The following is a 24,498-nucleotide window of genomic DNA, read 5'->3' as shown; positions in this document are numbered from 1 at the left end:
CTCAGACCGCCTCCTCGTCGTCGTCGCGCTTCACGGCCGGTGCCGCGGACGCCGCCGCCGGCACGACCTCGGGGCGCCGGAACCGGCGCAGGACGCCGAGCGACACCTCGCGGGAGCCCATGAGCCCCTGGGGCCGGAACAGCATGATCACGACGAGCGCGAGGGCGTAGATGATCATCCGGAGCGCCGGGAACGGCTGCAGGGCGGTCGAGATCAGCGCGAGCAGCGCGGCGCCGATGATCGAGCCCGAGATGCTGCCGAGGCCGCCCAGGACGACGATCACGAGGATGTCGATGGACTTCATGAAGCCGAACAGGTCGGGCTTGATGAAGTAGAAGTACGAGGCGTACATGCCGCCCGCGAGCCCGCCGAAGAACGCCCCGATGGTGAAGGCGAGCACCTTGCTGCGCACCGTGTTGATGCCGATCGACTCGGCGGCGATCTCGTCCTCGCGCACCGAGACGCACGCGCGCCCGGCCGAGCTGCGCAGGAAGTTCGAGATGATCCAGACCGTCGCGACGGTCAGGACGAACATCGTCGGCCAGTCGAGGAACTGCGGGATGCCCGACAGGCCGGCCGCCCCGTTCGTGAACGGCAGGTTCAGCAGCAGGATCCGGATGATCTCGGCCATGCCGAGCGTCGCGATCGCCAGGTAGTCGCCGCGCAGCCGGAGCGTCGGCAGGCCGACCAGGACGCCGACGACGGCCGCCAGAGCCGCCCCGCCGAGCAGCCCGACGACGAAGCCGAGCATGCTCGGCTCCTGCATGAGGACCATGCCCGCCGTGTATGCGCCGATCGCCATGAACCCGGCGTGGCCCAGCGAGAACTGCCCGGTGAAGCCGGTGATCAGGTTCAGGCTGACCGCGAGCACGATGTTGATGCAGATCGTCGCCATCGTCGCGATCTGGTAGTCGGAGATGACGTACGTCGCGATGAGCACCTGGACGACCGCGAAGACGACGACCAGCGGGACGACCTTCGTGACGAGGCCCCGGACGAGGTTCGACATCACACCTTCTCCCGGACGTCGCGCCCCAGCAGGCCCGCCGGCTTCACGATCAGGATGACGATGAGGATCGCGAAGACCACGGCGTCCTTGTACATGGAATAGCCGGCCGCCGAGACGCCCGTCTCGGTGAAGCCGATGAAGTACCCGCCGATGAGCGCCCCGGGGATGAGGCCGATGCCGCCGAACACGGCGGCGACAAAGGCTTTCAGGCCGGGCAGGATGCCCATCAGCGGGTTGATGGAGTTGTAGTAGATGCCGACCAGGACGCCGGCCGCGCCGGCCAGCGCCGACCCGATCGCGAACGTCGCCGAGATCGTGTTGTCGACGTTGATGCCCATGAGGCGGGCGGCGTCCTGGTCTTGGGAGACGGCGCGCATCGCCTTGCCGACGCGCGTCGTCCGCACCACGAACTGGAGGAGGGCCATCAGCAGGATCGCGATGCCGATGATGATGAGCTGCTGGTTGCGGACCGTGATGCCGGCCACCTGCACGGTGCCGTTCAAGAAGTCCGGCAGCGCGGGGTACTGCTTCGCCTCCGCGCCCACGAAGAACATCATCGTGTACTCCAGCAGCAACGACATGCCGATCGCCGTGATCAGGACGGCGATGCGGGTCGAGTTGCGCAGCGGCTTGTACGCGACCCGCTCGATCACCACGCCGAGCACCATGCACGCGAGCATGCCCAACGCCAGCGACTCGACGAAGCCGAGCCGGGCGACCGCCATGCTCCAGTAGCCGACGAAGGCGCCGACCATGTACACGTCGCCGTGGGCGAAGTTGATCAACTGGATGATGCCGTACACCATCGTGTAGCCCAGCGCGATCAGCGCGTAGATGCTGCCGACCGACAGGGCGTTGATGACCTGCTGGAGAACCTCCTCCACGCCCGACTACCCGACCTTCTCGCTGGTCGCCTGCTGGCCGTTCTTCAGCCCGACGACCACGATCGCCTTCACCGGGTTGTGGTTGGCGTCGATGCTGAGGGTGCCGGTGACCGCCGGGAAGTCCTTCGTCGAGGCCATCGCGTCCTTGATGCCCGGGCCGTCGATCGTGGCCGCGCGGTTCGCGGCGTCCGCCACGAACTTGGCCGTGTCGTAGCCGAGCGCGTTGAACGCGTTCGGGTCGGCGTTGTACTTCTTCTTGTAGGCGGCGATGAACTCGGTGACCTTCGGGTCCTTGTCGAGCGCGCTGTAGTGGTTCGTGAAGTACACATTGTTCAGCGCCGACGCGCCCGCCTGCTGCAGCAGCACCGGGCTGTCGTAGCCGTCGCCGCCGAGGATCGGCTGGTTGATGCCGAGGCCGCGGGCGGCCTTGATGAGCAGGGACGCCTCCTGGTAGTACCCGGGGACGTACAGCACGTCGAACTGCTGGCCCTTGATGCGCGTGAGCGTCGCGTTGAAGTCGGTGTCGCCCGTCGTGTAGGCCTCTTCGCCCACGATCTGACCGCCGGCGTCGGTGAACGTCTTCTTGAAGTTCGCCGCGAGGCCCTTGGCGTAGTCGCTGGAGTTGTCCGCGTAGACGAGGGCGCGCTTGGCCGAGAGCTTCTTCGTGGCGAAGTTCGCCATCGCGGTGCCCTGGTAGGAGTCGTTGAAGCAGGTGCGGAACGCGTACTCCTTGACGCCCTGGGCGTCCACCGTCACATCGTCGGCGGTGGCCGAGCCGGAGACGACGGGGATCTTGTTCTTGATCGCGACCGGGACCTGCGCCTTGAAGCTGCCGGACGTCGCCGGGCCGATCACCGTGACGACGCGGTCGGACGTCATGAGCTTCGTCGCGAGCGTGGTCGCCTCGGCCGGCTCCGACTTGTTGTCGTACTTCACCAGCTCGATCTTCTTGCCCTTGACGCCGCCGGCGGCGTTGATCTCGTCGACCGCCATCTCGATGCCCTGGACGCTCGCCTGGCCGTACGTGGCCACCGCCCCCGAGAGCTCGTAGTTCAGGCCCACCTTGATCGTGTCGCCGGTGGCCGCGTTGCCGCCCCCGCCGGAACACCCGGCCAACAGTGCCAACCCCGCGGTCGCGGCCGCGAGTGCGCGTGCAGTTCGGTTCATGTCCGTTTCCTCAGTCCCATGCCGTAAGAAATGCGAAAAAACATTTGCCAGGAGAGCGCGACCGTGCACCCGGGGTGAGCCTGTGGGGTGAAACTAGCCGGGCGTCCGTTCACTCGTGTGGATATGCCCGGATCTTGAGACGAGGGTTGCGCGACGCTCAGTCGGGGGCGACCCGACGCTGGGTCAGGCCGGGGCGACGCGCTCGCCGACCCGCATGTCCCACCGGCCGGGCGGAGGTGTCTCGTGCCGCAACTCCGCGACGAGGGCGGTGACGGCGTCCATGATCGCGCGCGTGCCCTCGTGCTCGTCCAGGGACGCGACGTCGAGCGGGTCGCCGGCGCGGATGTGGATCGTCTTGCGCGGCAGCAGCCGCGGCGCCCCCGGGCGCGGGGGCGGCATGACCTCGTGCGCGCCCCACTGCCCGACCGGGATCACCGGGACGCCGGCCCGGCGCGCGAGGCGGGCCGCACCGAGGCGTCCGGTCATGGGCCACAGATCGGGGTCGCGGGTCACGGTCCCCTCGGGGTACATGACGACCAACTCGCCGCGCTCGAGCGCGGCGGCGGCCGCGACGAGGGCGTCCCCGGCGTGCTCGCTGTTGCGGAAGACCGGGATCTGGCCGGTCGACCGGCCCAGCCACCCGATGACCGGCAGGTCGAACAGGGGCGCCTTCGCGAGGAAGCGCGGAAAGCGGCCGGCGCTCAGCAGGTAGTGGTCGAGCAGCAGCGGGTCGGCGTAGCTGAGGTGGTTGGCCGCGACGATCGCCCCGCCGCTCGGGGGGATGCGGTCACGGCCCGCGAAGTCGAGCCGGAACAGCCGCGACAGGACGCCGCCCTCCAGGGCGCGCAGGGTGCGGTAGACCCGCTCGGGGGCGGCCCGCGACGGCCCGGGACCGGCGTCGCTCACGTCGGGACGAGGGTCGCTCACGCGTGGCCGGAGCGCAGGTCGGCCTGGTCGCGGAGGGCGCTGACCACGGAGTCGGGGTCGTCGGCGCGGAAGACCGCGGAGCCGGCGACGAAGACGTCGGCCCCGGCGTCCACGCACCGGTCGATGGTCTTCTCGGAGACGCCGCCGTCCACCTGGATCCACAGATCGAGGCCGGCCTTCTTCGCCAGGGCGCGGGTGCGGCGGATCTTCGGCAGCATGATGTCGAGGAACGACTGGCCGCCGAAGCCCGGCTCGACGGTCATGATGAGGATCATGTCGAGCTCGGGGAGCAGGTCCTCGTACGGGGCGATGTCGGTCGCCGGGCGCAGCGCCATCGACGCGCGCGCCCCCGCGGCGCGCAGGTCCCGGGCCAGCTTCACCGGCGCCCGGGCGGCCTCGACGTGGAACGTGACCGACTCGCAGCCGGCCTCGGCGTAGCCGGGGGCCCAGGTGTCGGCGTCCTCGATCATGAGGTGCATGTCGAGGAAGGCGTCCGGGTGGTTCTTGCGGAGGCACTCCACGACCGGCAGCCCGATCGTGAGGTTCGGGACGAAGTGGTTGTCCATCACGTCGATGTGAATGCCGTCGGAGCTCGGGATGCGGTCGATCTCGGCATCGAGCGACGCCAGGTTCGAGTTCAGGATGCTCGGATGAATGCGGTTGGCCACGGGCCGACTCTAGTTGTCGACGCGGAGCAGGGCCAGGAACATCGCGTCCGTCGCGTGCCGGTGCGGCCAGAGCTGCACGAACGGTCCGCCGGCGAGGAGGGCGTCCGGCGGAAGGGGGCTGGCGGGGGCGAGCGGCGTGACGCTGCGTCCGGACGCCTGCAGCACCGCGCCGACGACCTCGGTCGTCTCCCGGTGGTGCGGGGAGCACGTGACGTAGGCGACGACGCCGCCGGGGGCGGCGGCGTCCAGGGCCGAGGCGAGGAGCGATCGCTGGAGAGGGACGAGATCGTCGACGTCGCCCGGACGCCTCCGCCAGCGAGCCTCCGGACGCCGCCGCAGCGCGCCCAGGCCCGTGCAGGGCACGTCGGCCATCACCCGCGCGAAGGACGCCTCCCGCCACGGCGGGGCCGTGCCGTCGGCGCAGAGCACCGCCGGCGCGTGGTCGCCGGAGTAGGCCCGCAGCGCCTGCGCGACCAGCCGCGCGCGATGCTCGGCGACCTCGGAGGCCACGAGCCGGCGTCCGCCGTCGGCCGCCAGACCCGCGAGCAGCGCGGCCTTGCCGCCCGGACCGGCGCACAGGTCGAGCCAGGGCGCTGCGCCCGGGGCGTCGGCGTCCGCGGGCCCCTCGCCGCCGGACGCCTCCGCCAGCGCGAGCGCCACGAGTTGGCTGCCCTCGTCCTGGACGCCGGCGCGGCCCTGGCGAACGGCGTCCACGTCGGCCGGGTTGCCCGGACGCCTCGCCCCGAACGGGCTCCAGCGCGTCGGTTCGCCGCCCAACTCGGAAAGGTCCGCGAGGCCCGGACGCACGACCAGCGTCGGCACCGGGCTGACGTTGTTCGCGGCCAGCGCCTCCTCGGCCTCGTCGCCGAGCAGCCGGACGTACTCCTCCGCGATCCAGCGCGGGTGGTGCGTGCGCAGGGCGAGGGCCCCGACGGCGTCCTCGCCGGCCGACAGCGCGGCGAGCCAGGCGTCCAGGGGGCGGGCGGCCACCTTGCGCAACACGGCGTTGGTAAGCCCGGCGACCTTCTCCCCCACCTCGGCCGCCGCCAGCTCGACGCCCGCGCCGACGGCCGCGTGCGCGGGGACGCGCATGCTGAGCAGCTGGTGCGCCCCGAGCCGCAGGACGTCGAGCAGGGCGGGCTGCAGGCGCGCGACGTCGCGTCCGGACGCCGCGGCGAGCACGCGATCGTAGGTGCCCGCCAGCCGGCACGTGCCCGCGACGAGCTCGGTGACGAAGGCCGCGTCGCGGGCGTCGAGGCGGGCGTCGGCGAGCGCCTGGCCGAGCGCGAGGTTCGCGTACGCCCCCTCGGACACCTCGCGGAGCACCCGGTACGCCAGCGCGCGGGCCGGGTCGGGCCCGCGCCGGCGGGCGAGCTTGCGGTGGGGCATCAGGCGGGCCCGTCGAACCGGACGCCGCCCGCGTGCAGCCCGCGGCCCCAGTCGGCCGCGGCCATGACCTTCTTGCCGGCGGGCTGCACCTGCAGCAGTTCGAGGTCGACCCCGCCGGTGCCGACGAGGACGCGGCGCTTCTCGGCGCGCACTTCGCCGGGCTCGAGCTCGGCGGCGTCCGTGGGGCGGGTGCGGGCGATCCTGAACCGCTGGCCGGCCAGCGTCGTCCAGGCCATCGGCTCGGGCGAGCACCCGCGGACGACGCGGTCGAGCTCGCGGCCGTCCCGCGTCCAGTCGAGGTGGGCGTCCGCGGGCGTGATCTTGGGGGCCACGGTGACGGCGTCCGGGTCGTCCTGCTCGGCGGGCTCGGCCGCCTCGAGGCCGTCGATCGTGTCGAGGAGGAGCCCGGCGCCCTCGTGGGCGAGCAGGTCGAGCACCTCGCCGGCGGTCTCGTCGCCGGCCAGGGGCTGGATGAGCGTCCCGAAGACGGGGCCGGCGTCCAGCTCCTCGACCAGCCGGAACGTCGTCGCGCCCGTGACCTCGTCGCCCGCCATGATCGCGCGCTGGACGGGCGCGGCCCCGCGCCAGCGCGGCAACAACGAGAAGTGCAGGTTCACCCAGCCGAGCCGCGGAATGTCCAGCACCCGCTGCGGCACGAGCGCCCCGTAGGCGACGACCGGGCAGGCGTCGGGGGCTAGATCGGTCAGCGCGGCGACGAAGCCGGGGTCGCGGGGGTGCTCCGGCTTCAGCACCGGCACCCCGTGATCGGACGCCCACGCCCCCACCTCGCTCGGGACGAGGCGCTTGCTGCGCCCGCGGGGGGCGTCCGGGCGCGTCACGACCGCGGCCAACTCGTGGCCGGAGCCCAGCAGGGCCTCCAGCGACGGGATCGCGACGGCGGGGGTTCCGGCAAAGACGAGACGCACGCCGCCACCTTAGCGACCGAAGACGCGCCCCAGCCCGTCGACGAGGGACGCGGCGGCGTCCTGCCGCTGCTCGACGATGCCCGCGAGCCACGCGGTGCCCTCGGCGACGAGCGCGTCGTCCAGGCCTTGGATCGCGGCGACGTACCGCGTCCCGGACGCCGCCGCGCGGCCCGCCGCGTCGGCCAGCGCCCCCGGCGCCTCCGGCGTCGGGCCGCCGAACCCGGCGACGAGGGCGTCGATGTGCTCGACGAAGGGCGCGTGACGTGGGTCGGCGGCATCCAGCTTGGCCACGAGCTTCTGCAGCCGCTTGACCCGCTCGCCCCGCGCGCTCGCGAGGGCCGCGAGCGCGCCCGCGAGCACGTGGTCGCCGAGCGGCTGGGACGCGAAGAACGGCGCCCGGACGCCGCGGTACCAGGCCTCGAGGGCGTCCAGCTGGGCGAGGTACCCCAGGTTCTTCGCGACCATCGGCGCGAGCTTCGGCATGACGGTCGGGTCGAACGGCCGGCTGAGGCTCGGCGGGGAGCCGACGAGGGTGAGCGTGTCCTCCTGACCGACGTCGCCGCGCAGCACCGAACCGGCGCCGACGACCGTGCCGTACCCGACGCGCACCGGGCCGACCGTGCCGCCCTGACCGCCCAGGAAGATCGGGTGCTCGCGCAGCATCACGCCCCGCGGGACGTCGCCGAACAGCGACGGCGTCGTCTTGTCGCCCGTCGGGGTGAAGTTGAAGTGGATGTAGCTCGACCCGACCTCCGAGTGGTCGGAGCGCGACGTGCCGCCGGCGAGCAGCGCGTCGCAGAAGTTGATGAGCGAACCGAGCGTCGCGAAGGGGAACAGGATCGTCTGCTTCAGCCCGACGGTGTGCGCGCCGCCCGACTCCTCCTCCAGCAGGCAGCCCTCCCGGACGTGGTGCCCGAGCCCCAGGTTCGCCCCCTCCAGGAACACGGCCTTGGCCGCGTACCCGCCCTTGAGCTGGACGCCGGGGCCGAGCTGACAGTCCTCGATCGTGACCGGGCCCTCGCGGCCCAGCTCGACGCCGGCGGAGAGGACGGTCGAGGCGCCGCGCAGGCGGCACCCGGGGTGGATGACGACCCCGTCGCCGCTGATCAGGTCGGGGTCGACGTCGTCGGCGATGTCGATCGACCACGGGTTCGGAATCTCCACGCCCTTGTCGACGAGCCGCAGGGCCGCCTCCAGTCCGCGGGGTTGCATCATGACCTCCTCGTGCCGGCTGGCACCCAGGATGTCAGTCGATCACCTGCGGGTCGACCCGGACGCGCACGGAGCCCGGCAACTTGCGCGCCGACCGACGGCTGGCTTCGGCCTTCGCCGCGGCGACCAGCGCGGGCCCCGACGAGGTCGGGCCGCGGAGCGTCACCCGGACGACGTCGTCGCCGAGTTCCAGGGGCCCGAACGTCTCCACGCCCTCCACCGGGCCGGACGCCTCCGCGAAGCCCGCGACGGCGTCCGCCGGCCCCTCGACGACGACCAGCTTGCTCGCCGGCGGGAACGACGCCTCCCGCCGGCCCGCCAGCTCGCGTTCGGCGAAGCCCGCGGCGTCCAGCCGGACGAGCGCCTGCACGGCCCGCGCGTGGGTCTCCCCCACGATCAGCACCGCCCCGCCCTCGGACGCCGGCCGCACCCGAGCGCACGCGGCCAGCCAGCGCCGCAGCGCCTCTTCGGCGGCGCGCAGCTCGGGGCGTTCGAGCAACAGCGTCGCATCCAGCAGGACGGCCGCCGCGTAGCCGTGCGTCGGCTCCGGCTCGGCGCCCGGGGTGGCCAGGACGATCGCCGGCTCGGCGTCCACCTCCGCCACCGGGTGCCCCGACCACGACTGCACGACCCGCGTCTGCGGGAAGGCACGCCCGAGCTCCTCCGCCGTCCGCGTCACCCCGACGCGCGGGGCGCGCAGCCGCGTGTCCCCGCACTCGGGGCAGCGCCACGGCCCGGGCAGCGGGCCGCAGAGCCGGCAGACCAGCGCCAGGCCGGACGCCCCCCGCTCGCCCCGCAGCGGCGTCCGGCACCGCGGGCAGCGGGCGGGCTCGCGGCAGCCCTGGCAGGCGACCGACGACACGTACCCGGCGCGCGGCACCTGCACGAGCACCGGTCCCGACGCCAGCCCGGCGCGCAGCGTCGCGAACACGTCGTGGGGCAGCCGGGCGACGCGGGCGTCCGGGTCGCGGTCGAGCGCCCGTTCGGTGTCGGCCGCCACCCGGACGACCGGCCCCCGCCGCCGCATCTCCGCCGGCGGCAACCCGATCGGCACGACCCAGCCCTTCTCGACGAGCGCCTGCACCTCGGCGGTCCGCCCGTAGCCCGCCAGCAGCAGCCCGGCGTGCTCGCCGCTCGCGCGCAGCGACGCCACCTCGCGGACGTGCGGGTAGGGCGCCCGCGGCTCGGCGAGGGAGTCGTTGCCGTCGTCGAAGACGGCGATCAGCCCCAGGTCGGCCACCGGCGCGTAGACGGCCGCGCGCGTGCCGAGCACCAGCCGCGCCTGGCCGCGGGCCGCGGCCAGGAAGTGCCGGTAGCGGGCCGCCGGGCCGAGTTCGGCGGTGAGGGTGACGAAGCTGCCGGCCCCGAAGGACGCCGCACAGCGCGCTTCGAGCCGGGCCAGCGCCTCGGCGTCCGGAACCACCAGGACGGCTGCCCGGCCGGCGGCGAGCGTGGCCGCGGCGGCGTCCACGAGCCCGCCCGCCCAGTCGCCGTCGGGCCCGAACACGGGCACGGGCGACCACGAGGCCCGGACGGGCCGGCCCCCGGCGAGCCCGGCGAGGAAGGCGTCCCCCTCCGCGAACCGCGGCAGGACGCCCGCCTCCCCCGCGGACGCCGGCGCGGCCGGCGCCGCGCGCGACGCCTTCTCGGTGGCCGCGTGCCGCCCGGGGACCGCGAGCCGCAGGACGTCGGCCAGCGTGCCCCCGTAGTGGTCGGCCACCTGCCGCGCAAGCCGGGCGATCGGGGCCGCCAGGACGACCTCGCCTGAGATCACCCGCTCCAGCGGACGCAGCTTGCCCGCCTCGGAATCGCGTTTGAGCGCGAGCACGAACCCGTCCCGCAGCTTGCCCGCGAACCGCACCCGGACGCGGCACCCGACGGCGACCTCCTCCGCCTGCTGGGGCGTCACGAGATAGTCGAACGGACGATCGAGGTGCGGCAGCGAGACGTCGACCGCGACCTCGGCCACCAGCGGGGGATCCCCCTCGGACGCCTCGCCCCCCGGCAGCACGGAGGGCGAGGTCGCATCGGTCATGCCGGGCATCCTAGGCGCCGGCGCCGACAAACCCGGGTCAGCCTCTGACGGCCGCCGCGAGCGCGTCGGCGCGATCGGTGCGCTCCCACGTCATCTCGGGCAACTCCCGGCCGAAGTGGCCGTAGTTCGTGGTCAGCGAGTAGATCGGCCGGAGCAGGTCCAGGTCGCGGATGATCGCGGCCGGACGCAGGTCGAACACCTGCAGCACCGCGTCGTTGATCTGGCCGACCGGCACCTTCTCGGTGCCGAAGCACTCGGTGTAGAAGCCGACCGGGTGTGCCCGCCCGATCGCGTAGGCGACCTGCACCTCGCACCGCTCGGCGAGGCCCGCGGCGACGACGTTCTTCGCCACCCACCGCATCGCATAGGACGCCGAGCGATCCACCTTCGACGGGTCCTTGCCCGAGAACGCCCCGCCGCCGTGGCGGGCCATGCCGCCGTACGTGTCGACGATGATCTTGCGGCCGGTGACCCCCGCGTCGCCCATCGGGCCGCCGATGCAGAACTTGCCGGTCGGGTTCACGTAGGTCTTCAGGCCCTCGCGGCTGATGTCGTAGCGCGCGAGCACCGGCTCGATCACCGTCTCGATGATCGACGGCGTCACGATGTCGGACGCCCACGCCTTCTCGGTGTGCTGCGTGGAGACGACCACCGCGTCCACCCGGGCGGCCCGGTCGCCGTCGTACTCGATCGTCACCTGGGTCTTGCCGTCGGGCAGCACCCAGTCGAGCTCGCCGCTCTTGCGGACCTCGGCCAGCCGCTCCGACATGCGGTGCGCGATGTCGATCGGCAGCGGCATGAGCGTCGGCGTGTCGAGGCACGCGTAGCCGAACATGAGCCCCTGGTCGCCGGCGCCCTGCCGGTCGAGCGCGTCGCCCGCGGCGCTGCCGCGCACCTCTTCGGCGTCGTCGACGCCGAGCGCGATGTCGGGGCTCTGGTTGCCCAGCGACACCAGGACGCCGCAGCTCTTGCCGTCGAAGGACGCCTCCGCGTGGTCGTAGCCCACGCTCAGGATGCGTTCGCGGGCGATGCCGGAGATATCGGCGTACGCCTTCGTCGTCACCTCGCCCGCCACGACCACGGTGCCCGTGGTGACGAGGGTCTCGACGGCGACGCGGCTGCCGACATCCTCCTTCAGCAGGGCATCCAGGACGGCGTCGCTGACGGCGTCCGCCAGCTTGTCCGGATGGCCCTCAGTGACGGATTCCGATGTGAACAGACGGCTCATGGCTCGCTTTCATTGGTCGAGGACGCCGCACGCGGCGTCCAGAATGCGGTGCGCGACGACGTTCTTGTCGGCCGTCGCCGTGGCGACGACAGCCTCGCGGTCGATGATGACGACGTCGTTGCGGTCGCCCCCGAAGACCGCTCCCCCAGTGACGTCGTTGCACACGAGCAGGTCGCAGCCCTTGCGGGCCAGCTTCTCGCGGCCCAGCCGCAGCAGCTCCTCGGGGCTGCCGGCGGTCTCGGCGGCGAAGCCCACGATGACCTGCTCGCGCGGGCGCTCGTGGCTGATGGTTTTCAGGACGTCCATCGTCTGGGTCAGCTCCAGCGTCAAGCCCGACTCCCCGTCCTTCTTGATCTTGCCGGCCGACGTGGTCACGGGCGTGAAGTCGGCGGGCGCGGCCGCCATCACGATGATGTCGGCATGCTGCGCGTGCGCGCGGACGGCCTCGCCGAGGTCGCCCGTGGAGACGACCCGCTCGACCTCGACCGAACTGGGCATCGCCGCGGAGACGTTCGCCGCCACGAGGGTCACGCGCGCACCCCGCAGGGCCGCCGCGCGGGCCAGGGCGATGCCCTGCCGCCCCGACGACGCGTTACCGAGGAAGCGCACCGGGTCGAGGGCCTCGTGCGTGCCGCCCCCGCTGATCACGACCGACCGGCCGGCCAGATCGCGCCGCCGCACGGCCGCGAGGGTCGCCTCGTCGCCGACCAGCGAGAGCGCGACCTGATGAATGTCGTCGGGGTCGGGCAGCCGGCCGGGGCCCGTGTCGGCGCCCGTCAGCCGCCCTGCCGCCGGGTCGAGCACCACGCACCCGTGGGCCCGCAACGTCGCCACGTTGGCCTGCGTCGCGGGGTGCAGCCACATCTCGGTGTGCATCGCCGGCGCGAACAGCACGGGGCAACGGGCGGTGAGCAGGACGTTGGTCAGCAGATCGTCAGCCCGCCCGGACGCCGCCCGCGCGAGCAGGTCGGCCGTCGCGGGAGCCACCACCACGAGGTCGGCCTCGCGCCCCAGGCGCACGTGCGGCACCTCGTGGGCGGATTCGACGACCTCGGTGTGGACCGGACGCCCCGACAGGGCCGCCCACGTGGTCTCGCCGACGAACGCCAGCGCGTTGCGCGTGGGGACGACCGTCACCTCGTCGCCGGACTCGGAGAACAGCCGCAGCAGCTCACAGGCCTTGTACGCGGCGATTCCGCCGGCGACACCGAGCAGGATGCGGCTCACGGCGCGGGCCGCTCAAGCCAGATCGTTGTTGTTGAACGGGTCGAGGCTGAAGTCGGGATCGGCCTCGGCCTCAGCCCGCGCGGCCGCCTCGGCCTCGGGATCGATGTCGGTGCATTCGAGGACGTCGGCGTTGATCTCGCGCAGCGCGATGGTCAGCGGCTTCTCCTGCACGCTCGTGTCGACGAGCGGCCCGACGTTCTCCAGCAGCCCCTCGCCGAGCTGGCTGTAGTACGCGTTGATCTGACGGGCCCGCTTGGCCGCGAACAGGACGAGCCGGTACTTGGAGTCGACCTTCGTCAGCAGTTCGTCGATCGGCGGGTTCGTGATGCCCTCAGGAATTTGGTTGCTCAAGATTGACCTTCACCAGTAGGAGTGCACAAGCCCAACAAGTCTACCAACTGATCGACGGTCTTTCCCACTTGGTCATTCACGACCACGTGGTCGAACTCGCTGGCCGCGGCCAACTCGGTGCGGGCCGTCGCCAGCCGGCGCTCCCGCTGGGCCGCGTTCTCGGTGCCCCGGCCGACCAGCCGGCGCACCAGGGCCTCCCACGTCGGCGGGGCCAGAAAGACGAAGGACGCCTCCGGCACCCGCTGGCGCACCTGCCGCGCACCGGCGAGGTCGATCTCCAGGATCACCGGGAGGCCCGCCTCGACCGCGTCGAAGACCGGCCGGGCCGGCGTCCCGTAGCGATGGCGGCCGTGGACGACCGCCCACTCCAAGAGCCCGCCCTCGGCGACGAGGCGATCGAACTCTTCTTCGGAGACGAACAGGTAATGGACCCCGTCGACCTCGCCCCGGCGGGGCGGGCGCGTCGTGGCCGACACGCTCACCCACACCTGCGGGCATCGTGCACGCAGAGCCGACACCACGGTTCCCTTTCCGACGGCCGTCGGGCCGGAGATGACCGTGATGTCAGGCGTCACTTGAACTCGGCCTTCAGGCCGGCGATCTGGTGACGGCCGAGGCCGCGGATGCGCCGGTTCGGCGCGATGTCGAGGCGCTCCATGACCGCCGCGGCGCGCTTCTCGCCCACGCGGGGCAGGGACTTGAGCAGATCGACGACCTTCACGTGGGCCAGGACGTCGTCTTCACCGGCGACATCGATGGCCTCGGACAGCGACAGGGCACCGGACCGAACCTTGGCCTTGAGGTCGGCTCGCTGACGACGCGCCTGCGTCGCGGCCGCGCGGGCGGCCTGCAGCTGTTCGGTGGTCAATTGTGGAATGGACACGTTATCTCCCAGGGGCAGCGGACAACGGGTTGGACACAACCTAGCGGTGAACCCCGCATCCGACCAGGTCATCTCGCGAGGAAATCGCGCACCTTTGTCTGCAAGGCCCCGTGGCTGGGTCCAGCCGAGAGCACCCCCCGCCCTACGACGGGAAGGACCTGGTTGGTCGCTTCTCCGAATAGCTCGGGGAGGAGCTCCATGCGCCCACCCTGGAAGCCGATTCCGGGCACCAGGATGGAACCGTTGAATTGTGACACGTCACACCCCAAAGTGTGGTGCGTTCCGCCGATCACAAGCCCGATTGCCCTGGTTTGAGCTCCTGCATTGGCCTGCGTTGCGGCGTCGATGATCTCCTGCACCACCGATCCCTCTTTACCCAGGGCCAATTGGATCTCCCCGCCCTCGGGATTCGAGGTGCGCGCGAGAACATAGACGCCGCGGTCGTTCGCGATCGCGCGTTCGAAAGCCGGCGTGAGCGATCCGAACCCGAGATAGGGCGACACGGTGATCGCATCGGCCGACAACGGGGCGTCGGGGGTGAGATAGGCGTCGGCGTAGGCGTCCATCGTCGAACCGATGTCGCCGCGCTTCACGTCGAGGATGCTGAGGGCCCCAGCCGCCGCGATGTCGGCGAGGACCCGCTCGAGCACCGCGATGCCGGCCGACCCGTACGACTCGAAGAACGCCGATTGCGGCTTGAACACCGCGACCTGGTCGCCGACCGCGGCGACCAACTCGCGCGCGCAGCGCTCCAGCCCGTCGGCCGAGCGGGGCAGGCCCCACTTCTCGAGCAGGGACGGATGCGGGTCGATGCCCACGCAGAGGGCGCCGCGCTCGGCGACGACGGCCTTGAGGCGCCGGCGGTACGGGGTCATGGGCGTGCTCCTCGCGCTCGGGCGGCGGCGACGGCGTCCTCGATCTCGGCGATCAGAGCCGGCCCGCCGTAGATGAAGCCAGTGTAAAGCTGGACCAGGGCGGCGCCGGCGTCCAGCGCCGCCAGGGCGTCCTCGACCGTCATGATGCCGCCGGAGGCGATGACCGGCAGCGACGTCTGGGCGGCGACGTGGGCCACCACCTCGCGGGCGTGGTCGGTGAGGGGTGCGCCCGACAGCCCGCCCGCTTCCGACGCGAGGTGTTGGTCGGCCGGGGCCAGTCCGTCCCGGGCGAGCGTGGTGTTCGTGGCGATGAGCCCGGCGGCGCCCGCGTCCTCGGCCACCCGGACGAGCTCGTCCAGCCCGCCGAGCGACAGGTCCGGCGCGACCTTCACGAAGATCGGCACCGGCGCGGCGCCGAGCGCCAGCGCGCGGGCCTCCGCGGTCAGGGCGCCGAGGAGCTCGGCCAACTGGGACGCCTCCTGCAGGCCCCGCAGCCCCGGCGTGTTCGGGCTGGAGACGTTGATCGCCACGTAGTCGGCGTGCGGCGCGACGCACCGCAGCGACGTGAGGTAGTCGGGCACGGCGTCCTCGACCGGGGTCGCCTTGGTCTTCCCGATCGAGATCCCCAGCGGGACGCCGGCCGCCCGGTTTCCCCGGAAGATCCCGGCCACGGCCAGGCGATTCGCCAGCGCGAGGGCGCCGGCGTTGTTGAAGCCCATCCGGTTGATGAGCGCGCGGCTCTCCGGCAGCCGGAACACCCGCGGCCGCGGGTTGCCCGGCTGGGCGTGCGCGGTGACGGTGCCGAGCTCGGCGAACGAGAAGCCGAGGTGCTGCCAGGCCCGGGCGGCGCGGCCGTCCTTGTCCATGCCGGCGGCCAGGCCGACCACGCCGGGGAACTCGATCCCCGCCACGCTCACCGGAGTGGACGCCGCCCGCGTGAGCGCGCCCACGCCGGCCCGCACGCCCGGCAGCCCGCCGAGCGCGGCGAGGCCCGCGATCATGTCGTGGTGGATGCGCTCGGGGTCGCCCCCGCGCGCCGCGAACAGAGCGGGCCGCAGCACGCGCGCGTACCCCGAGGCCAGAAGCCGCTCGCGGGCGCTCACCGGGACGCCTCCGCCGCCAGTTCGGCCTCGACGTCCGCGCCCCACTCCTGCAGCGACCGGACGCCCACGTCGCCCATCTTCTCCGCCTCGATGCCCTGCACCGCGGCCGAGAGCCCCTGGACCGTGGTGATGCACGGGATGTCCATGTAGATCGCCGCCGACCGGATCGACCAGCCGTCGCGGCGCGGCGCCCCGTCGGCGCTCGTGCCCTGGGGGGTGTTGAAGATGATGTCGATCTCGGAGTCCAGGATTCCCTGGACGACGGTCTTCGTGCCGTCGGCGCCCGGGCCCTGATGCTCCTTGCGGTACACGGTCACGTCGACGCCGTGGCGCCGCAGCACCTGCGCGGTGCCGGCGGTCGCCGCGATCTTGAACCCCAGGTCGGCCAGACGCTTCACCGGGAAGATCGCGTGCCGCTTGTCGCGGTTGGCGACCGACACGAAGATCGTGCCCTCCAGCGGCAGCCCGCCGTAGCTGCCGGTCTGGCTCTTCGCGAACGCGGTGCCGAACACGAGGTCGAGGCCCATGACCTCGCCCGTGGACTTCATCTCCGGGCCGAGCAGCGAGTCGACCGACACGCCGTCGGGCGTCCGGAACCGGTTCCAGGGCATGACGGCCTCCTTCACCGCGATCGGGGCGGAGTCGAGCACGGCCGTCCCGTCGCCGTGGCGACGGAGGACGCCGGCGTCCCGCAGCTGCGCGACGCTCTCCCCCAGCATGAGCCGGGCGGCCGCCTTCGCGAGCTGGGTGTTGGTCGCCTTCGACACGAACGGCACCGTGCGGGACGCCCGCGGGTTCGCCTCGAGCACGTACAGCACGTCGCCCTGCAGCGCGTACTGGATGTTCAGCAGCCCCTGGACGCCGACCCCGCTCGCGATCGCCTCGGTCGATTCGCGGATGCGGTCGATGACCTCCTTGCCGAGCGTGATCGGCGGCAGCGAGCACGCCGAGTCGCCGGAATGGATCCCGGCCTCCTCGATGTGCTCCATGACGCCGCCCAGGTAGAGCTCGGTGCCGTCGTAGAGGGCGTCCACGTCGATCTCGATCGCGTCGTCGAGGAACCGGTCGACCAGCACCGGCGCCTGCGGGGTGATGAAGGTCGCGCGGTTGATGTAGGCCGTCAGGGCCTGATCGTCGTAGACGATCTCCATGCCGCGGCCGCCCAGCACGTACGAGGGCCGCACGAGCACCGGGTACCCGATCGTGTTCGCGATGGAGATCGCCTGCTCCGCGGACTGGGCCATGCCGTACTTCGGGGCCGGCAGGCCGGCCGCCGCGAGCACGTGCCCGAACTCGCCGCGGTCCTCCGCGAGGTCGATCGACTCGGGCGAGGTCCCGACGATCGGGACGCCGTTCGCCTTGAGCGCGCTCGCGAGCTTCAGGGGCGTCTGCCCGCCGAGCTGCACGATCACGCCCGCGACCGGGCCGTGGGCGAGCTCGGCGTGGTAGACCTCCAGGACGTCCTCCAGTGTGAGCGGCTCGAAGTAGAGCCGGTCGGAGGTGTCGTAGTCGGTCGAGACCGTCTCGGGGTTGCAGTTCACCATCACGGTCACGTAGCCGGCCTCCCGCAGGGCCATCGCCGCGTGGACGCAGGAGTAGTCGAACTCGATGCCCTGGCCGATCCGGTTCGGGCCCGAGCCCAGGATCAGCACGGCGGGACGATCGCGGTCCGCGACCTCGTCCTCCTCGTCGTAGCTCGAGTAGTGGTACGGCGTCCGGGCGGCGAACTCGGCCGCGCACGTGTCGACGGTCTTGAAGACCGGCGTGACGCCGAGCGCCCACCGCACGCCGCGGACGACCTCGTCGCTCGTGGTCCGCAGGGCGCCGATCTGGGCGTCCGAGAGGCCGACGCGCTTGGCGCGCCGGAGCAGACCGGGGGTCATGCTGGACGCCTGCCGCAGCTCCTGCGCCACCTCGTTCACCCCGACGAGCTGGTCGACGAACCACGGGTCGATGCCTGTCGCCTCGTGCACCTGCTCCACGGACGCGCCGGCGCGGATGGCGTCCATCACCTTGTTGATCCGGCCGTCGTGCGGCCGGCTCGCGACCGCCAAATACTCCTCGGCGGTGTGCGTGAGCTCGGAGGTGAAGTCGAAGGGGGCTCCCGGGTCCTCCAGCGAGCGGAGCGCCTTGCCGAGCGCCTCGGGGAAGTTCCGCCCGATCGCCATCGCCTCGCCGACCGACTTCATGTGCGTGGTGAGCGTGTCGTCGGCCGTCGGGAACTTCTCGAACGCGAACCGCGGCACCTTCACGACGACGTAGTCGAGCGTGGGCTCGAAGGACGCCGGCGTCTCGGCGGTGATGTCGTTGCGGATCTCGTCCAGCGTGTACCCGACCGCGACCTTCGCCGCGATCTTCGCGATCGGGAAGCCCGTCGCCTTGGACGCCAGGGCCGAGCTGCGGGACACGCGCGGGTTCATCTCGATGACGATCATGCGGCCGTCGACCGGGTTGATCGCGAACTGGATGTTGCAGCCCCCAGTGTCGACGCCCACCTCGCGGATGACCGCGATCGCCACGTCGCGCATGGCCTGGTACTCGCGGTCGGTGAGCGTCATGGCCGGCGCCACCGTGATCGAGTCGCCCGTGTGGACGCCCATCGGGTCGAAGTTCTCGATCGAGCAGATGATCACGACGTTGTCGGCCTTGTCGCGCATCACCTCCAGCTCGAACTCCTTCCAGCCGAGGATCGACTCCTCGGCCAGCACCTCCGTCACCGGGGACGCCGCGAGCCCGAGCGCCGCCATCTCGCGCAACTCGGCCTCGTCGTGCGCGAAGCCGGAGCCCACGCCGCCCATCGTGAACGACGGCCGCAGCACGAGCGGATAGCCCAGCTCGTCGGCGGCGCCCAGGATGTCGTCGAGGCTGTGGCAGATCACCGACCGCGCCGACTCGGGGTGGGCGCCCGGCACGTCGAGACCGCTGACGATCTCCTTGAACCGCTCCCGGTCTTCGCCCTTGTGGATCGCCTCGAAGTTCGCGCCGATCATCTCGACGCCGTACCGGGCGAGCACGCCGTTGTCGTGCAGCGCCACCGCCGTGTTGAGGGCGGTCTGGCCGCCCAGGGTGGCGAGGAGGGCGTCCGGACGCTCCTTCGCGATGACCCGCTCGACGAACTCGGGGGTGATCGGCTCGAGGTAGGTGGCGTCCGCGAACTCGGGGTCGGTCATGATCGTCGCGGGGTTGCTGTTGACGAGGACGACGCGGAAGCCCTCCTCCCGCAGCACCCGGCAGGCCTGGGTGCCGGAGTAGTCGAACTCGCAGGCCTGGCCGATCACGATGGGTCCGGAGCCGATCACGAGGATCGACGAGATATCCGTCCGCCGCGGCATCAGTGGCTCTCCTTCGTGGAGCGGTTGGTCGACATCACGTCGCAGAAGCGATCGAAGAGGTAGTTCGAGTCGTGCGGTCCGGCCGCCGCCTCGGGGTGGTACTGCACGCTGAACCCGAGCACGCGCCCGTCGGGCGCGGTGAGCTCCAGCCCTTCGACGACGTCGTCGTTCAGGCACAGATGGCTCACCCGGGCGCTGCCCCAGGGCGTCTCGACCGCCCGATCGAGCGGGGCGTCCACCGCGAACCCATGGTTCTGGGCGGTGATCTCGACCTTGCGGGTGCGCAGGTCCATCACCGGCTGGTTGATGCCGCGGTGGCCGTATTTCAGCTTGTAGGTGCCGAAGCCCAGCGCGCGCCCGAAGATCTGGTTGCCGAAACAGATGCCGAAGTAGGGCAGCCCGGCGTCCAGGACGCCGCGCAGCAGGTCGACGACGTCGTCCGCGGCGGCCGGGTCCCCCGGACCGTTCGAGAAGAACACCCCGTCGGGGTCGAGGGCGACGATGTCGTCGCGGGTGGCCGTCGCGGGCAGCACGTGCACCTCGATGCCGCGGCGGGCGAGCTGCTCGGGCGTCATCTCCTTGATGCCCAGGTCGAGCGCGGCCACGGTGAAGCGCTTCTCCCCCTGCGCCGGCACGACGATCGGCTCGGCGACCGTGACCTCGTCCACCAGGTTCGCCCCGGCCATGACGGGCTGCTCCAGCACGCGCGCCTGAAGGCGCGCGGCGTCCGTCTCGATGGTGGAGATGCCGACGCGCATCGCGCCGCGCTCGCGCAGGTGGCGGGTGAGCGCGCGGGTGTCGACGTCGGCGATGCCGACGACGCCCTGGGCGCGCAGTTCGTCGTCGAGGGTGCGGGTGCTTCGCCAGTTGGAGCGGATGCGCGACGCGTCCCTCACCACGTAGCCCGCCACCCAGATGCGGCGCGACTCGTCGTCCTCGTCGTTCCAGCCGGTGTTGCCGATCTGGGGTGCCGTGGCGATGACGACCTGCCGGCGGTAGCTCGGGTCCGTCAGGGTCTCCTGGTAGCCCGTCATGCCGGTCGAGAACACGGCCTCGCCGAACGCCTCTCCCTGCGCGCCGAAGGACGTGCCCCGAAACGATCGCCCGTCCTCCAGAACCAGGAGTGCCTCAGTGGGACGCGCGTTCATCTGCATCAGTCCTTCGGGTCTGCGTCTGCGTGGGGGGCGGGCGGGTCTGCCGGCTGCGGCTCGGCGTCGCCCGGCTGGTCGGGGACGCCGTCGGCGTCCGGTTCGTCGGGGACGCCGGCGGCGTCCGGCTCAGCCGGAGCGCCGCGATCGCGGTCGTCGGTCGTGCGGGGCGTCGCCGGGTACGTCTCGCGGAGCGTGCGCAACGCGCGACCGAGGACGCCGTTCAGGAAGTCCGGCGAGGAGTCGGTCGACAACTCGCGGGCCAGCCCGACGGCCTCGTTCACCGCGATCTCGGGGGCGAGATCGGTGAAGAACATCTCATACACGGCGACGCGGGCCAGATTACGGTCGACGCGCGGCATGCGCGCGAGTGTCCATTCCCCCGCCAGGCTCTCCGTGATGGTCTTGTCGATGAGCGGCAGGTCGGCCGTCACGCCCTCGACGATCTCGGCCGTGAACGGCCGGACGGGCGGCTCCGCGTCGTCCACCCTCTCCGCGAGCGTCTCGAGCGGGTCGCGGTCGCGCAGCTCCGACTCGAACAGGATGTCGAGGGCGCGCTTGCGCGCCTTGGTTCGGGTGCCGGGGCCCCGATGGTCGGCCACTCTCAGACCCGCCCCAGGTAGTTGCCGTCGCGGGTGTCGACCTTCACGCGCTCGCCCGTCGTGAGGAAAAGGGGCACCTGGATCTGCTTGCCGGTCTCCAGCGTCGCGGGCTTCGTGCCGCCGGTGCTGCGATCACCCTGCAGGCCGGGCTCGGTGTAGGTGATCTCCAGCTCCACCGACGCGGGCAGGTCGATGTACAACGGCGTGCCGTCGTGCAGGGCGACGGTCGCCACCTGGTTCTCCAACAGGTAATCCTTCGCGTCGCCGACGGTCTCGTCGGGCACGGGGAGCTGGTCGTAGGTCGCGGTGTCCATGAACACGAACGCGCTGCCGTCGTGGTACAGGTACTGCATCTCGCGGCGGTCGACGCTCGCGCTCTCGACCTTGGTGTCGGAGTTGAACGTCTTGTCGACGACCTTGCCCGACAGCACGTGCTTCAGCTTGCTGCGAACGACCGTGTTGCCCTTGCCCGGCTTGTGATGCTGGAACCAGATGACCTGCCAGAGCTGGCCATCAAGATCGAGCACCGTGCCGTTCTTCAGGTCGTTGGTCGAAATCGTAGGCATGCGTGTTCCCTCTCACCGTCACTCGTTCCGACGGGCTACTCTACCGGGCGGCCCCGCGCGCCGCGAAACCGCCCACGCGGGCGGGCTACCCCGCCAGGCGGGCGAAGGCGGCCTCCAAGACGTCCTCGCCGGGCGCCTCGGCGATGCCGGGGTCGGCGACGTAGTCGAGCACCACGAAGCGCAGCGCGGAGCCGCGGGTCTTCTTGTCGAGGTTCATCGCCGCCCGCAGGTCAGGCCACGGGCCCGTGTAGGAGGTCGGCAAGCCCAGCGCGGCGAGCACCGAGCGGTGGCGCGCGACGGTCGCGGCGTCCAACCGGCCGAGCCCGGCGGCCAGCTCGGCGGCGTAGACCATGCCGACGGCGACGGCGTCCCCGTGACGCCAGCGGTAGCCCTCGTGCCGCTCGATCGCGTGGCCGAGCGTGTGCCCGTAGTTGAGCACCTCGCGGCCGACCTCCTTGCCGACGGACGTCGACTCGCGCAGATCGGCGGAGACGACCTCCGCCTTCACCGCGATCGCCCGCTCGACGACCTCCACGAGGGCGGCGCTGTGCGGGTCGAGGACGGCGGCCGGGTCGGCCTCGATGATCTCCAGGATGCGGGGGTCGGCGATGAAGCCGGCCTTGGCGACCTCGGCCAGGCCCGAGCTCAGGTCGTGCGCGCCGAGGGTGTCGAGCACGTCGAGGTCGGCCAGGACGACCTCGGGCTCGTAGAACGCGCCCACGAGGTTCTTGCCCTCCGGCAGGTTGATGCCGGTCTTGCCGCCGACCGCGGCGTCCACCATCGCCAGCACGGTCGTCGGGACGGCCACGTACCGCACCCCCCGCAGCCAGGTCGCCGCGACGAAGCCGGCGAGGTCGGTGGTCGCTCCCCCGCCGACGCCGACGACGGCGTCCGAGCGGGTGAAGCCCGCGCCCGCGAGCTCGCGCCAGCAGCGCTCGAGCACCTCGACGGACTTGGCGTCCTCGGCGTCGGGGACCTCGATCGGCGTCACCTTCTGCTGGAAGCGGGGCACCATCGCTGCGACCCGGTGGGCGAGCGTCGGCGGGTGGATGATCGCCACGCGCGCCGCGCCCGGGAAGAGCGTGGGCAGGTCGGCGAGGACGCCGCGCCCGACGACGACGTTGTACGGCTTCTCGGCCGACACCCGGATCAGCGTGTTCTGGGGGCCCTCGCCCGCGCCGAGCTTCTCGTCGATTTCGGTGATGATCTCGTCGACGCGGCGCCCGGTCGTGTCGACGGTGATGGAGGCGCACGACTCGTAGATCGGCGTCCGGGCGACGAGCATCTTGATGAGCGTGCCGCGGATCTGGCCGCCGGCCAGCAGCGGACGCCCCTCGTCGAGCCCGATCCGCCGGACCGCCTCGCCGACCGCCACCTTGAGCCAGACGACGTGGTGGTCGGCGAGCGCGGCGCGCGTGTCGGGGTTCATCGGGGTGCCCCCGCCGAGCGAAATGACGCTCGGCGTACCCAGGGCGGCGATCGTGGTGTCGCGCTCGATCTCGCGGAAGTACGGCTCGCCGTGTTCGGCGAAGATGTCGCGGATCGCCATGCCGGTCGTCCGCTCGATCTCGGTGTCGATGTCGAGGTGCGGCAGCCCATGGCGCGCGGCGAGCGCCGGGCCGATCGTGGACTTGCCGGCCCCGGACGCCCCCATCAGGACGATGCAACGCTTCACGCCAGACCCCGTTCGACGAGCCGCCCGACATAGGCGGCGTGGTTGCGGCGCGTCTCCTCCACGGAGTCGCCGCCGAATTTCTCGAGTGTGAGTTCCGCCAGCACGAGGGCGACCATCGCCTCGGCGACGACGCCGGCGGCCGGAACGGCGCAGACGTCCGAGCGCTGATGATGAGCGGCGGCGGCCTCCCCTGTCGCGACGTCGACGGTGCGGAGAGCCCGGGGCACGGTCGCGATGGGCTTCATCGCCGCGCGGACGCGCAGCGGCTGCCCGTTGCTCATGCCCCCCTCGGTGCCGCCGGACCGGTTCGAGAGGCGTCCGGGGCCGTGCTCGCCGGGCACGATCTCGTCGTGCGCCAGCGAGCCGCGGGTGCGGGCGAGTGCGAACCCGTCGCCCACCTCGACGCCCTTGATGGCCTGGATGCCCATGAGGGCCCCGGCCAGGCGGGCGTCCAGGCGGCGGTCGCCCTGCGAGGGCGACCCGACGCCCACCGGGACGCCGTGCGCGACGACCTCGACGACGCCGCCGAGCGTGTCCCCGTCCTTCTTGGCCGCCTCGACCTCCGCGAGCATCCGTTCGCTCGCGGCCGGGTCGAAGCAGCGGACCGGGTCGGCGTCCACCGACGCGAGATCGGCGAGCGTCGGCAGGGCGGCCGGCTCGGCGACGACCGGCCCCAGCTCGACCACGTGGCTGACGATCTCGATGCCGAAAGCCTGCTGCAGGAAGTTGGACGCCACCCGCCCCAGCGCGACCCGTGCCGCGGTCTCGCGCGCGGACGCGCGCTCCAGGATCGGGCGAGCCTCGTCCCAGTCGTACTTCGCCATCCCCGCCAGATCGGCATGCCCCGGACGCGGCCGCGTCAGCGGGGCGTTGCGGGCCAACTCGGCCAGCACCGCCTCGTCGACCGGATCGGGGGCCATCACCTGCTCCCACTTCGGCCATTCGGTGTTGCCGACCATGATCGCGACGGGTGACCCCAGCGTCTCGCCGTGCCGGACGCCGGTGAGGAGCGTCACCTCGTCGGCCTCGAACTTCATGCGAGCGCCGCGGCCCACACCGAGCCTGCGGCGCGCCAGCGAGGAGGCGATGTCGTCGGTGGTCACCCGGACGTGCGCGGGAAGGCCCTCGATGGTCGCGACGAGCGCCCGGCCGTGGGATTCCCCGGCCGTCATGTAACGGAGCATTGGACCAGTCTCTCACGCGCTCCGGGGCACCCCGCCCCGTGTCAGCGTCTGGCGCGTCCCCGGGTGGCTGCGGCGGCCTGCGGGCCGCCGCAGCCACTCAGTTCGGA

22 protein-coding genes are annotated in these 24,498 nt (G+C 72.2%); all 22 read right to left on the bottom strand.

From position 1 onward, the window contains the following. Window position 1 precedes the first annotated feature (1 nt). On the bottom strand, window positions 2-1,009 hold the full coding sequence (locus WMJ97_RS02870) for a branched-chain amino acid ABC transporter permease (RefSeq protein WP_347347450.1): 1,008 nt from the start codon (window positions 1,007-1,009) through the stop codon (window positions 2-4). Further along, window positions 1,009-1,893 carry a branched-chain amino acid ABC transporter permease gene (locus WMJ97_RS02865; RefSeq protein WP_347347449.1) on the bottom strand — a complete coding sequence of 295 codons (885 nt, stop codon included), beginning with the start codon at window positions 1,891-1,893 and terminating at the stop codon, window positions 1,009-1,011. The genes WMJ97_RS02870 and WMJ97_RS02865 overlap by 1 nt, the downstream gene beginning before the upstream one ends. Before the next feature lie 6 nt (window positions 1,894-1,899). Beyond that, window positions 1,900-3,060, bottom strand: a complete 1,161-nt coding sequence (locus WMJ97_RS02860; RefSeq protein WP_347347448.1) for an ABC transporter substrate-binding protein — start codon at window positions 3,058-3,060, stop codon at window positions 1,900-1,902. Window positions 3,061-3,243: 183 nt separating this feature from the next. Further along, complete coding sequence (locus WMJ97_RS02855; RefSeq protein WP_347347447.1) at window positions 3,244-3,966, bottom strand: lysophospholipid acyltransferase family protein; 723 nt, start codon at window positions 3,964-3,966, stop codon at window positions 3,244-3,246. A 17-nt stretch (window positions 3,967-3,983) separates the two neighbouring features. Continuing rightward, window positions 3,984-4,655 carry a ribulose-phosphate 3-epimerase gene (rpe, locus tag WMJ97_RS02850; protein WP_347347446.1) on the bottom strand — a complete coding sequence of 224 codons (672 nt, stop codon included), beginning with the start codon at window positions 4,653-4,655 and terminating at the stop codon, window positions 3,984-3,986. Between the two features lie 9 nt (window positions 4,656-4,664). Then, the gene (locus tag WMJ97_RS02845) at window positions 4,665-6,044 is read right to left on the bottom strand and encodes a transcription antitermination factor NusB (RefSeq protein WP_347347445.1); all 1,380 of its coding nucleotides are present in this window, start codon (window positions 6,042-6,044) and stop codon (window positions 4,665-4,667) included. Next, entirely contained in the window at window positions 6,044-6,970 is a 927-nt protein-coding gene (gene fmt / locus WMJ97_RS02840) for a methionyl-tRNA formyltransferase (RefSeq protein ID WP_347347444.1), read from the bottom strand. The genes WMJ97_RS02845 and fmt overlap by 1 nt, the downstream gene beginning before the upstream one ends. 9 nt (window positions 6,971-6,979) lie before the next feature. Further along, window positions 6,980-8,185 carry a UDP-N-acetylglucosamine pyrophosphorylase gene (locus WMJ97_RS02835; RefSeq protein WP_347347443.1) on the bottom strand — a complete coding sequence of 402 codons (1,206 nt, stop codon included), beginning with the start codon at window positions 8,183-8,185 and terminating at the stop codon, window positions 6,980-6,982. 31 nt (window positions 8,186-8,216) lie between these two features. After that, entirely contained in the window at window positions 8,217-10,217 is a 2,001-nt protein-coding gene (locus WMJ97_RS02830; RefSeq protein ID WP_347347442.1) for a hypothetical protein, read from the bottom strand. Between the two features lie 37 nt (window positions 10,218-10,254). Further along, window positions 10,255-11,445 carry a methionine adenosyltransferase gene (gene metK, locus WMJ97_RS02825; protein ID WP_347347441.1) on the bottom strand — a complete coding sequence of 397 codons (1,191 nt, stop codon included), beginning with the start codon at window positions 11,443-11,445 and terminating at the stop codon, window positions 10,255-10,257. Between the two features lie 9 nt (window positions 11,446-11,454). After that, complete coding sequence (coaBC, locus tag WMJ97_RS02820) at window positions 11,455-12,672, bottom strand: bifunctional phosphopantothenoylcysteine decarboxylase/phosphopantothenate--cysteine ligase CoaBC (RefSeq protein ID WP_347347440.1); 1,218 nt, start codon at window positions 12,670-12,672, stop codon at window positions 11,455-11,457. Between the two features lie 12 nt (window positions 12,673-12,684). Continuing rightward, on the bottom strand, window positions 12,685-13,026 hold the full coding sequence (rpoZ, locus tag WMJ97_RS02815) for a DNA-directed RNA polymerase subunit omega (protein WP_347347466.1): 342 nt from the start codon (window positions 13,024-13,026) through the stop codon (window positions 12,685-12,687). Then, window positions 13,020-13,586 (bottom strand): guanylate kinase, encoded by a 567-nt coding sequence (gene gmk, locus WMJ97_RS02810; RefSeq protein ID WP_347347465.1) that lies wholly within the window; start codon window positions 13,584-13,586, stop codon window positions 13,020-13,022. Before gmk ends, rpoZ begins: the two co-directional genes overlap by 7 nt. An 8-nt stretch (window positions 13,587-13,594) precedes the next feature. After that, the gene (mihF, locus tag WMJ97_RS02805) at window positions 13,595-13,918 is read right to left on the bottom strand and encodes an integration host factor, actinobacterial type (protein WP_347347464.1); all 324 of its coding nucleotides are present in this window, start codon (window positions 13,916-13,918) and stop codon (window positions 13,595-13,597) included. 56 nt (window positions 13,919-13,974) lie between these two features. Further along, a complete protein-coding gene (pyrF, locus tag WMJ97_RS02800) occupies window positions 13,975-14,781 on the bottom strand; it encodes an orotidine-5'-phosphate decarboxylase (RefSeq protein WP_347347439.1) in 807 nt (268 codons plus the stop codon). Then, a complete protein-coding gene (locus tag WMJ97_RS02795) occupies window positions 14,778-15,884 on the bottom strand; it encodes a quinone-dependent dihydroorotate dehydrogenase (RefSeq protein WP_347347438.1) in 1,107 nt (368 codons plus the stop codon). The genes pyrF and WMJ97_RS02795 overlap by 4 nt, the downstream gene beginning before the upstream one ends. Then, window positions 15,881-19,216, bottom strand: coding sequence for a carbamoyl-phosphate synthase large subunit (gene carB / locus WMJ97_RS02790; protein WP_347347437.1), 3,336 nt, complete (start codon window positions 19,214-19,216; stop codon window positions 15,881-15,883). The genes WMJ97_RS02795 and carB overlap by 4 nt, the downstream gene beginning before the upstream one ends. After that, on the bottom strand, window positions 19,216-20,364 hold the full coding sequence (carA, locus tag WMJ97_RS02785; RefSeq protein ID WP_347347436.1) for a glutamine-hydrolyzing carbamoyl-phosphate synthase small subunit: 1,149 nt from the start codon (window positions 20,362-20,364) through the stop codon (window positions 19,216-19,218). The genes carB and carA overlap by 1 nt, the downstream gene beginning before the upstream one ends. A 5-nt stretch (window positions 20,365-20,369) precedes the next feature. Beyond that, complete coding sequence (gene nusB, locus WMJ97_RS02780; protein ID WP_347347435.1) at window positions 20,370-20,966, bottom strand: transcription antitermination factor NusB; 597 nt, start codon at window positions 20,964-20,966, stop codon at window positions 20,370-20,372. 2 nt (window positions 20,967-20,968) lie between these two features. Continuing rightward, a complete protein-coding gene (gene efp / locus WMJ97_RS02775) occupies window positions 20,969-21,532 on the bottom strand; it encodes an elongation factor P (RefSeq protein ID WP_347347434.1) in 564 nt (187 codons plus the stop codon). A gap of 85 nt (window positions 21,533-21,617) precedes the next feature. Then, the gene (aroB, locus tag WMJ97_RS02770) at window positions 21,618-23,207 is read right to left on the bottom strand and encodes a 3-dehydroquinate synthase (protein ID WP_347347433.1); all 1,590 of its coding nucleotides are present in this window, start codon (window positions 23,205-23,207) and stop codon (window positions 21,618-21,620) included. Further along, window positions 23,204-24,391, bottom strand: a complete 1,188-nt coding sequence (gene aroC, locus WMJ97_RS02765; protein ID WP_347347432.1) for a chorismate synthase — start codon at window positions 24,389-24,391, stop codon at window positions 23,204-23,206. The genes aroB and aroC overlap by 4 nt, the downstream gene beginning before the upstream one ends. Between the last annotated feature and the right edge of the window lie 107 nt (window positions 24,392-24,498).

It is taken from the genome of Nigerium sp., assembly GCF_039811905.1.
Classification (GTDB): Bacteria; Actinomycetota; Actinomycetes; order Propionibacteriales; family Propionibacteriaceae; genus Propioniciclava.
This window is presented reverse-complemented; position numbering and strand designations above follow the sequence as displayed.